The sequence below is a fragment of the Pseudomonas sp. SDO5532_S415 genome, from assembly GCF_054071155.1.
Map to the genome: position 1 here is coordinate 1 of NZ_JBSVWS010000034.1, position 9,813 is coordinate 9,813.

At 59.1% G+C, this 9,813-nt stretch carries 10 protein-coding genes; 2 read left to right on the plus strand and 8 right to left on the minus strand.

Annotated elements, in window-relative coordinates; genetic code table 11:
- Positions 1 to 261 precede the first annotated feature (261 nt).
- Positions 262 to 675: a DUF4398 domain-containing protein gene (locus ACW9HW_RS11265; RefSeq protein WP_207262546.1), complete on the plus strand. Its 414-nt coding sequence runs from the start codon at positions 262 to 264 to the stop codon at positions 673 to 675.
- Between the two features lie 49 nt (positions 676 to 724).
- Entirely contained in the window at positions 725 to 1,522 is a 798-nt protein-coding gene (locus tag ACW9HW_RS11270) for an OmpA family protein (RefSeq protein ID WP_457399902.1), read from the plus strand.
- A gap of 139 nt (positions 1,523 to 1,661) precedes the next feature.
- Here the strand turns inward: ACW9HW_RS11270 and ACW9HW_RS11275 are convergent, their stop codons facing one another.
- The 8 genes from ACW9HW_RS11275 to ACW9HW_RS11310 form a co-directional block, all read right to left on the minus strand.
- Entirely contained in the window at positions 1,662 to 1,991 is a 330-nt protein-coding gene (locus tag ACW9HW_RS11275) for a hypothetical protein (protein ID WP_095197123.1), read from the minus strand.
- Positions 1,988 to 2,902: an alpha/beta hydrolase gene (locus ACW9HW_RS11280; RefSeq protein ID WP_095197124.1), complete on the minus strand. Its 915-nt coding sequence runs from the start codon at positions 2,900 to 2,902 to the stop codon at positions 1,988 to 1,990. The genes ACW9HW_RS11275 and ACW9HW_RS11280 overlap by 4 nt, the downstream gene beginning before the upstream one ends.
- A 147-nt stretch (positions 2,903 to 3,049) precedes the next feature.
- On the minus strand, positions 3,050 to 4,327 hold the full coding sequence (locus ACW9HW_RS11285; RefSeq protein WP_095197125.1) for a flavohemoglobin expression-modulating QEGLA motif protein: 1,278 nt from the start codon (positions 4,325 to 4,327) through the stop codon (positions 3,050 to 3,052).
- A 33-nt stretch (positions 4,328 to 4,360) separates the two neighbouring features.
- The gene (locus tag ACW9HW_RS11290; protein ID WP_095197126.1) at positions 4,361 to 4,915 is read right to left on the minus strand and encodes a hypothetical protein; all 555 of its coding nucleotides are present in this window, start codon (positions 4,913 to 4,915) and stop codon (positions 4,361 to 4,363) included.
- A gap of 158 nt (positions 4,916 to 5,073) precedes the next feature.
- Positions 5,074 to 5,778: a TetR/AcrR family transcriptional regulator gene (locus ACW9HW_RS11295; RefSeq protein ID WP_256590339.1), complete on the minus strand. Its 705-nt coding sequence runs from the start codon at positions 5,776 to 5,778 to the stop codon at positions 5,074 to 5,076.
- 117 nt (positions 5,779 to 5,895) lie between these two features.
- Complete coding sequence (lysS, locus tag ACW9HW_RS11300) at positions 5,896 to 7,398, minus strand: lysine--tRNA ligase (RefSeq protein WP_095197128.1); 1,503 nt, start codon at positions 7,396 to 7,398, stop codon at positions 5,896 to 5,898.
- Between the two features lie 70 nt (positions 7,399 to 7,468).
- Positions 7,469 to 8,564, minus strand: a protein-coding gene (prfB, locus tag ACW9HW_RS11305) for a peptide chain release factor 2 (RefSeq protein ID WP_141233041.1) whose coding sequence is annotated in 2 segments (ribosomal slippage) — positions 7,469 to 8,491 and positions 8,493 to 8,564 — 1,095 coding nt in all. Because the reading frame shifts where the segments join, the coding sequence is not laid out codon by codon here.
- A gap of 237 nt (positions 8,565 to 8,801) precedes the next feature.
- Entirely contained in the window at positions 8,802 to 9,803 is a 1,002-nt protein-coding gene (locus tag ACW9HW_RS11310; RefSeq protein ID WP_095197129.1) for a response regulator, read from the minus strand.
- Positions 9,804 to 9,813 lie beyond the last annotated feature (10 nt).

Genomic DNA, 9,813 nt, shown 5'->3' on the forward strand with positions numbered 1-9,813 from the left:
TTGTATCAGTCAATATCAATGTTGACTGACAGTACGCCTTCGCGAGCAGGCTCGCTCCCACAATGGTCGAATCCTCGCTCTAGAGCCCTGCCGATTCAGTCAGTAGTTTTTCGACGCCCGGCCAATTTCTCTGAACTTTTAAAAAACGCCCCGGGTCAACCCAGTAACCACGCCTGGGACGGCCGTTTCAAAATGCCCCGAAAATGAAGGTTGCGGCTCCTTGCCCAGGATGGATTTTTTAGTTGTTCAGGAGTTAGCCCAATGGAGTTGAAAACCATGAAAACCCGCACTGGCAAATCCTCGTTTACCCCGCTGCATGGCCTGAAAATGGCTGCCCTGGCCATCGGCGGCAGCCTCGTGCTGGCCGGTTGTGCCGGCAACCCTCCCACCGAACAATTCGCCGTGACCGAGTCAGCGGTCAACAACGCCGTGAGCGCTGGCGGCACCGAATTCGCCGCGGTGGAAATGAAAGCGGCCCAGGACAAGTTGAAACAAGCCGAAATCGCCATGCACGACAAACAGTACGCGCAAGCGAAAACCCTCGCCGAACAGGCTGAGTGGGACGCACGGGTCGCCGAGCGCAAGGCCCAGGCGATGAAAGCCGAACAGGCTGTCAAGGACTCCCAGAAGGGGGTGCAGGAACTGCGTCAGGAAAGCCAGCGCACCGTTCAATAACGGCGCGGCACGACGTATTTCTTACTCGACTTAAAAGGACGAAACCATGATGAACTCTAAACATTTGATGATCCCTGCCCTGCTGGCCGCCAGTGTTGCTTTGGCTGCCTGTTCCACGCCACCCAACGCCAACCTGGAACAGGCCCGCAGCAACTACAGCGGCCTGCAAGCCAACCCGCAGGCGAGCAAAGTCGCGGCACTGGAAACCAAGGAAGCCAGCGATTACCTGGACAAGGCCGACAAGGCTTATCTGGATAAAGAAGATCAGGCCAAGGTCGACCAGCTTGCGTATTTGACTAACCAGCGTGTGGAAGTGGCAAAACAGACCATCGCCCTGCGCACTGCGGAAGCCAACCTGAAAAACGCTTCGGCGCAACGGGCACAGGCGCGGCTGGATGCTCGTGACCAGCAGATCAAACAACTGCAAGACAGCCTGAATGCCAAGCAGACCGATCGCGGCACGCTGGTAACCTTCGGTGACGTGCTGTTCGCCACCGACAAGGCCGAGCTGAAATCCAACGGTCTGATGAACATCAACAAACTGGCGCAGTACCTCCAGGAAAACCCCGACCGCAAAGCGATCGTCGAAGGCTATACCGACAGCACCGGTACGGCGTCGCACAACCAGTCACTCTCGGAACGCCGCGCCAGCTCCGTACGCACGGCACTGGTGAAGATGGGCGTCGATCCGGCGCGTATCGTTGCCCAGGGGTACGGCAAGGAATACCCGGTAGCGGATAACACCAGCGTGTCGGGCCGAGCGCAGAACCGCCGGGTGGAAGTGACCATTTCCAATGATAATCAGCCGGTTATGCCGCGGTCGGCGGTGAGTTCTTACACCCAATAAGTCGTTATCACACAAAAACCTGTGGGAGCCAGCCTGCTGGCGATAGCGGTGCATCAGTCAACATCAATGTTGAATGCTCAATCGCTATCGCCAGCAGGCTGGCTCCCACATTGGTTCTGTGTTGCCTGTGCAAATCGGTTTATTGCTCAAGCTTCTGCGGCGTCTCCTGCCCCATGCAACGCACAGCTTTCTTGCGGTCGTTGATCAGCACGCCAGTCAGGCCTTTCTGCTCGGTATCAAACAGCACCAGCACCCCGTCAATGCACTGCGCCACTTGCGCCGCCGGTTCCAGGGAGACTTTGTAGTCTTCGCCCGGTACGGTCTTGAGCATGGTGAATTCGTTGAGCAGCAACGCATCCTCAGGCTTGGCGAAGTGCAGGTAGCCGTACCACCACAGGGCACCGACGGTGCCGAGGATGCTGCAGATACCGGTGATGATCAGCGGGATGGCGTTACGTTCTTCACTCATTGCGGACTCTCTGGTGGTTCATCTTCAGAATTTTTGGTTGCCGGATAGTTGGGGATTTCACCCAGGCGGCGCAGACCGTCGAAATGCTGCGGGTCTTCAAGATAGCGCAGCATGACTTTGCGCCAGACCGGGTCGGCAAACGTCTGCACATGACCGCCTCGGGTCAGTTGCAGCACGCGCGGCGGCGGCGCAGCTTGATACAGACGGATGCCGTTGGAAAGGGGCACGATCGGATCGTCGATGCTGTGGTAGATCAGTTTCGGCACACCGTTGAGCCGGGCCATGGAGTTGATGGCGCTGTCGCCGTCCGGCACCAGCCATGACAGGGGCACCTGAAATGCCCAGAACACCCAGGAGTTACTCAGCGCATAGCGGCCGACGCTGCGGTAACTGGCGGGCACGCCATCGAGCACAACCGCCTTGAGTTGTTTCTGCCGCTCGGGGTGTTGAACCAGGTAGTGAACGGCCATCGAGCCGCCGAGGCTTTGGCCGAGCAGGATCAGCGGCTTGCCTTTGACCTCGGGCGCCTGGTCGAGCCATTTGAACGCGGCGTCGATGTCCTGATAAATCGCCGGCAGGCTCGGTTCGCCTTCGGACAAGCCGTAACCGCGATAATCCACCAGCAGCACTTGATAGCCCTGCTTGGGCAGCCACCAACTCCCGCCCAGATGCATCGGCAAATTGCCGCCGTTGCCGTGCAGGTGCAATACCGTGCCTTTGACCTCGACGCCTTTTTTCGCCGGCAACCACCAGCCATGCAGCTTGAGGCCGTCGGCGGTGGTCAAGGTGACGTCGCGGTATTCGAGCTTGGCTTTTTCCGGGGTGAACAGTTGGCCGGGTTCGGGGTAGAACAGCAGCGAACTGCAACCGTTCAAGGCCAGGAGAATGCAGAGGATGCCGAGGATTCTCATCCGTTGAAACCTCGCGAAATAAGGGGGTAAACACAAAACCCTGTGGGAGCAAGCCTGCTCGCGAAAGCGGTATGTCATTCAGCATTGATGTTGACTGGTACACCGCATTCGCGAGCAGGCTCGCTCCCACAGGGGATCTCGTCGCTATTAAAGGATGTTGGAGTAGTCCGCCTCGATCCGGTCCAGGCTCAGGTGGTTGAGGAAGTTGGAGAAGCACATCCACGCCGACAGCGCGTTCATGTCGCGGAACTGTTCCGGCAGGTACTTGGGTGGCACTACCAAGCCTTCATCCACCAACTGGCGCAAGGTACGCATGTCTTCCAGGGTGGTCTTGCCGCAAAACAGCAGCGGTATCTGCTCCAGCTTGCCTTTGCGCACGGCCAACTGAATGTAGTTGTAAATCATGATAAAGCCCTTGAGGTAGGACAAGTCTTTGGTAAATGGCAGACCTGTCGGTACCGAACCGCGGAAGACGCGACTGGTGTTGCTGTAGCTCTCGGGCATTTCGAAACCCTGTTCGCGGAAGAACTCGAACACCTGCAGGAAGTCGGCGCCCTCCTCCACCATGTGGATGGCGCGGGTGCGGTTGGTCAGCTTGCGCAGGCGGCTGGGGTAAGAGGCGAAGGTGATGATTTCCATCAGGATCGCCAGGCCTTCCTGGGTCACCGTCGACGAGGGCGGCCCCTTGGACAGGAAAGTGCAGATCGGCTGGTTCAGGCCGTTGAGTGTTGTGCCGACATGCACCAGCCCTTCATGGACTTCCAGGGCGCGCACGTCACGCTCGTTGAACATCGCATCGGTGCGGATCTTGATGTAGTCGGCACCGGCCGCCGCATCGGCAACGATCCCGTCGGACTCGAACACCCGAATGGTTTCCTCGGCCTCGCCAAACACCTTGCTCAACCGGTGTTGCAGCATGCTGACGGCATCCTTGGCGGTGAGGATTTTCGGTTCATCCTTGAGGTCGCCACGACCGTCGATGTTGTTCAGGTAATCGGACAGCATCAGGCCCAGGTCGGACAGCGTCGGGTCACCGGCGTGGAACGCGTCGGAGGCGGCGCCATACAATTCCTGGGAAATCAGGCCGAAATCCTCGGTGCCGCGCGCTTCGAGCATGCGCACCACCATCCGGTATTCCTTGCACATGCGACGCATGATCTGGCCGACCGGGTTGAACTGGCCGAGCTGGCGGGTGATGTCGCGCTCGATGTTCTGGAACTCCAGCTTCACTTTGCTGGAGTCGAACGACAGTGGCCGGTTGAGGTAATAATCACGGTCCACCGCCGGCATTTCCTTGCCCTTGGCCTTGAGGAAACCCTTGCGGATATTGTCGTCCCACTTGACCGCATCGAGGACGCGGATCGGCGTCTGCGCCAGCACAATGCGATCGGACAAAATGCGTATCGACTGCTGGTAATCGTCCACCCGAAACTCCTGTTGAAACCCTAATGTGCTGGATTATTTGGCCTTGGCCTGACGCTGATAGCGTACCGCTTCGACGAACACATCGGAATTGGCCGGGTCGTCGAGGTAAGCGGAGACATGATCCATATGGCTGTCGATCAGCACGCCATCGCCATCGTCGGTCTGAAAACCTTCGCCACTGAGCGCTTCTTGCCCGAGGGCCTGCCTGATCTGGTCGAGGTCGAGGTTGTACACCACCAGTTCATGCTTGTCGGTGAGTTCAAACCCGGCAATGGTGTAATGCCCGCCAAACTGCGCCGGCACCTTCGCCGACAGATACCAGCGGCTGCCATGGCGTGACACCGTGAAGGGATAGGCTTCGCGTTCCCTGGGTTTGGCCCGGAAGTAGCTGACCGCCTGATAGCGATTGACGCCGACGCGGGTCAGTTCCAGGTTGAGCGGTTCGCCCCAGGCATTGGTGCTGGTCCATTTGCCGAGCAACCCTTTGGGCGCCGGCTCGCTCGTGGGCAGCGGCTCCTTGAAAGTCACCAGGCAGCCACTGAGCAGCAGGCACGACAAGGCGATCACTACGACACGCCAGGCTTTCATTCAACACTCCCTTTGAACAGACACCCACCTGAAGTGGCCACTTATCCTGTGGGAGCGAGCCTGCTCGCGAAAGCGGAGTGTCAGGCAACGAGATGTTGAATGTCAGACCGTATTCGCGAGCAGGCTCGCTCCCACAGAGGTTAGCCTCCACATCGGGATTAAACCGAAGCCAGCACCAAATGCATATAACGCGTAAGTATGCCGAGCATTTCCTCTTCGGCGGCCGGCTCGGCGTCGTTGAGCAGGCCCTGATATTCCATCCGTCCGATTATAGCCGTCAACACTTTGGCATCCTGTTGTGGCTCGCGCGAGCCCAATACCTGAAAAAGCTGGCAGGAGCCCTGCAGGAGGATTTGCTGGTGCGAACGCACCAACTCGGCCAGGCGCGGGTTCAGCAGCGCCTCCTGGCGGAACGCCTGCTCGGCCATCAAGTGTTCGCGACGGGTGACCAGTTGTCGGTGAACATAGTCGGTCATCAGACGCGCAATGTCGTCGGCCAGCTTCGAACGCGCCTGCGCACTGCCATCGCCGCTGGCGATCATGTCCCGCAGCAGGCCTTCGTTGTTCACCCACAACTTGGCCATATAGGCCGCGCTGCGTTCCACATACTGGGCGAAGGTATCGGTGAGCAGGTCATCGATGTCCTTGAAGTAGTAGGTGGTGGCCGACAGCGGGACGCCAGCCTCGGCGGCCACCGCCCGGTGACGCACGGCACGCACGCCGTCGCGCACGACAATGCGCATCGCGGCATCGAGAATCTCCTGTCGACGCTGCTCGCTGCCCTGCCGGCTGGCCTTGCGACCCTGGTACTGAACACTTTCAGCGACCGCAGTGGCGATACCCGCTGCACCTTCTTGAGCCAATGCATGCTTCACGACGGGAATTCCTCTCTCTACTTCAAAAGTAACCATTTGATACGTTTGTACCAGACAGGCAATAAAAAACCGCCCATTTCAGGCGGTTTTTTTAATTTGAAACACTTACGCTTGCGGCCGCATGTGCGGGAACAGGATCACGTCGCGGATCGACGGTGAGTTGGTCAGCAACATCACCAGGCGGTCGATGCCGATCCCTTCACCGGCTGTCGGCGGCATGCCGTATTCCAGCGCACGAACGAAGTCGGCGTCGTAGTGCATGGCTTCATCGTCGCCGGCGTCCTTGTCGGCCACCTGCGCCATGAAACGCTCGGCCTGGTCTTCCGCGTCGTTCAACTCGGAGTAGGCGTTGGCGATTTCACGACCACCGATGAACAGTTCGAAACGGTCGGTGACGTTCGGGTTCTCGTCGTTGCGGCGGGCCAGCGGCGAGACTTCGAACGGGTACTGGGTGATGAAGTGCGGCTGCTCCAGCTTGTGCTCGACCAGTTCTTCGAAAATCATCACTTGCAGCTTGCCCAGGCCTTCGAAGCCCAGCACCTTGGCACCGGCCTTCTTGGCGATGTCACGAGCCTTGTCGATGTCGTTCAGGTCGTCAGCGGTCAACTCCGGGTTGTACTTGAGGATCGAGTCGAACACCGACAGGCGCACGAACGGCTCGCCGAAGTGGAACACCTTGTCGCCGTACGGCACGTCGGTGCTGCCCAGAACCAGCTGCGCCAGTTCACGGAACAGCTCTTCGGTCAGGTCCATGTTGTCTTCGTAATCGGCGTAAGCCTGGTAGAACTCCAACATGGTGAATTCAGGGTTGTGACGGGTCGAAACGCCTTCGTTACGGAAGTTGCGGTTGATCTCGAACACTTTCTCGAAACCGCCAACCACCAGACGCTTGAGGTACAGCTCAGGGGCGATACGCAGGAACATTTCCATGTCCAGCGCATTGTGGTGGGTTTCGAATGGCTTGGCTGCCGCGCCGCCCGGAATGGTTTGCAGCATCGGCGTTTCCACTTCCAGGAAGTCACGCTTCATCAGGAAGCTGCGGATATGGGCGATGACTTGCGAACGCACGCGGAACGTCTGGCGCACGTCTTCGTTGACGATCAGGTCAACGTAACGCTGACGGTAGCGCTGCTCGGTATCGGTCAGGCCGTGGTGCTTATCCGGCAGTGGGCGCAGGGACTTGGTCAGCAGGCGCACGCTGGTCATTTCCACATACAGGTCGCCCTTGCCGGAACGGGCCAGGGTGCCTTCGGCGGCAATGATGTCGCCCATGTCCCAGGTTTTCACCGCGGCCAGGGTTTCTTCGGACAGGGTCTTGCGGTTGACGTAGACCTGGATGCGCCCGGTCATGTCCTGGATCACCATGAACGAGCCACGGTTGAGCATGATGCGACCTGCAACCTTGACCGGGATCGCCGCCTCTGCCAGCTCTTCCTTGGTCTTGTCCGCGTACTGTTTCTGCAGTGCATCGCAGTAGTTTTCGCGACGGAAGTCGTTGGGGAAGGCATTGCCCTTGGCGCGCTCGGCAGCAAGCTTTTCCTTGCGCAGGGCGATCAGGGAGTTTTCTTCCTGTTGCAGGGCTTGCGGGTCGAGTTGTAGGTCGCTCATGTCTTTAAATATTCCATCACAGGTTCGTTGCCCCCACCGATGGCAGGGGACTTGAGGTCGGACTGACGGCTTAGAGCCCTGATTTCAGGCTGGCCACCAGGTATTCGTCGATGTCGCCGTCGAGCACCTTGTCGCAGTCGCTGCGTTCGATGTTGGTGCGCAGATCCTTGATTCGCGACGCATCGAGCACGTACGAACGGATCTGGTGACCCCAGCCGATATCCGACTTGGTGTCTTCCAGCGCCTGGGAAGCGGCGTTGCGCTTCTGCATTTCCTGCTCGTACAACTTGGCCCGCAGCATTTTCATGGCGGTGTCCTTGTTGGCGTGCTGGGAGCGTTCGTTCTGGCAGCTGACCACGGTGTTGGTCGGTACGTGGGTGATACGTACGGCCGAGTCGGTGGTGTTTACGTGCTGACCACCGGCACCGGAGGAACGATAGGTATCGATCCGCAGGTCCGCCGGGTTGATCTCGATTTCCACCTTGTCGTCGATCTCCGGCGAGACGAAAACAGCGGAGAACGAGGTGTGGCGACGGTTGCCGGAGTCGAACGGGCTCTTGCGCACCAGACGGTGCACGCCGATCTCGGTACGCAGCCAGCCAAAGGCGTACTCGCCCTTGATATGCACGGTGGCACCCTTGATCCCGGCGACTTCACCGGCCGACAGCTCCATGATGGTCGCGTCGAAACCGCGTTTGTCGGCCCAGCGCAGGTACATGCGCAGCAGGATGTTGGCCCAGTCCTGGGCCTCGGTACCGCCGGAGCCGGCCTGGATGTCCAGGTAGGCGTTGTTCGGATCCATTTCGCCGCTGAACATGCGACGGAATTCCAGCTTGGCAAGGTTCTCTTCGAGGCGGGTCAGTTCGGCGACCACATCGCCCACTGCGCCTTCGTCGTTCTCTTCGACAGCCATGTCCAGCAGGTCGCGGCAATCTGCCAGGCCACCGGACAACTCGTCCAGGGTCTCGACGATCTGCGCCAGCGCAGCACGCTCGCGGCCCAGCTCCTGGGCGTATTCAGGCTTGTTCCAGACACCCGGATCTTCAAGCTCGCGATTGACTTCGATCAGACGCTCATGCTTTTGATCGTAGTCAAAGATACCCCCGAATAGTTTCGGAGCGCTCGGACAGGTCCTTGATGGTGTTCAGGATCGGGTTGATTTCCATGGCGGGCAGCACTCGTAGGCGAACTTTTGAAAGCCGGCGAGTATAACGGTAAACAGCCGCGAACGGCAGTCCGCTTGGCTGAAAAGCCGGGCTTCAGCAACAACGCAGATCAACCGTGGGAGCGAGCCTGCTCGCGAAGAGGGCAGCACATTCAACCTCTCTGTTGATTGATGTACCGCATTCGCGAGCAGGCTCGCTCCCACATTAGGTTCTGCGTCGCCGTTCAGGCTATGGGGATCAACCGATCCCCACCTGATTGCGCCCATTGTTCTTGGCCAGGTACAGCCCCTTGTCCGCCGCCGAAATCAATTCCCGGCAATGGCTGCCCGCTTTCGGCGTGATAGTCGCCAGGCCGATGCTGATGGTCAGGTTTGAACCTTCGGTCGGGGAAATGTGCGGAACCTGCAATGCCTCCACGGTCATTCGCAGTTTTTCCGCCACCAGCCGCGCTCCCCCCTGGGAGGTATTGGGCAAGACCAGGGCGAACTCTTCGCCGCCGTAACGGGCCGGCAGGTCCGATGGTCGGGCACAGGCGTCACGGATCGTTGCAGCGACCTTGCGCAGGGCTTCGTCACCTTCCAGGTGGCCGAAGCTGTCGTTGTAGGTCTTGAAGTAATCTACATCGATCATCAGCAGCGACAACTGGCTCTGCTCACGCAGCGAGCGGCGCCACTCCAGCTCCAGGTACTCGTCGAAATGCCGGCGATTGGACAGCCCGGTCAGGCCATCGGAGTTCATCAGCCGTTGCAGCACCAGATTGGTATCGAGCAACTGCTGCTGGCTGACCCGCAACGCGCGGTACGCCGCATCACGCTGCAACAACGTCATGTAGGAGCGTGAGTGATAGCGAATGCGCGCCACCAGTTCGATGTTGTCCGGCAGTTTTACCAGGTAATCATTGGCCCCGGCGGCAAACGCCGCGCTCTTGACCAGCGGGTCTTCCTTGGTCGACAGGACAATGATCGGAATGTCCTTGGTCGCCGGATGATTGCGGTATTCGCGCACCAGGCTCAGACCGTCAAGACCGGGCATGACCAGGTCCTGCAGGATCACCGTCGGCTTGATGCGGACCGCGTGGGCAATGGCCTGGTGCGGATCGGCGCAAAAGTGGAAGTCGATGTTTTCTTCGTTCGATAACCCACGCCGTACTGCCTCGCCGATCATCGCCTGATCGTCCACCAACAACACCATGGCGGCATTTTCGTCAGTCTTGAAGTCGTCGAGCTGTAATTCATTCATGTGCGTTCAC

What these genes read in the sequence shown, in the direction of transcription:
- ACW9HW_RS11265 (WP_207262546.1), top strand. Translation starts at nt 262, where the DNA reads ATGGAGTTGAAAACCATGAAAACCCGCACTGGCAAATCCTCGTTTACC.
- ACW9HW_RS11270 (WP_457399902.1), top strand. Translation starts at nt 725, where the DNA reads ATGAACTCTAAACATTTGATGATCCCTGCCCTGCTGGCCGCCAGTGTT.
- ACW9HW_RS11275 (WP_095197123.1), bottom strand. Translation starts at nt 1,991, where the DNA reads ATGAGTGAAGAACGTAACGCCATCCCGCTGATCATCACCGGTATCTGC.
- ACW9HW_RS11280 (WP_095197124.1), bottom strand. Translation starts at nt 2,902, where the DNA reads ATGAGAATCCTCGGCATCCTCTGCATTCTCCTGGCCTTGAACGGTTGC.
- ACW9HW_RS11290 (WP_095197126.1), bottom strand. Translation starts at nt 4,915, where the DNA reads ATGAAAGCCTGGCGTGTCGTAGTGATCGCCTTGTCGTGCCTGCTGCTC.
- lysS (WP_095197128.1), bottom strand. Translation starts at nt 7,398, where the DNA reads ATGAGCGACCTACAACTCGACCCGCAAGCCCTGCAACAGGAAGAAAAC.
- ACW9HW_RS11310 (WP_095197129.1), bottom strand. Translation starts at nt 9,803, where the DNA reads ATGAATGAATTACAGCTCGACGACTTCAAGACTGACGAAAATGCCGCC.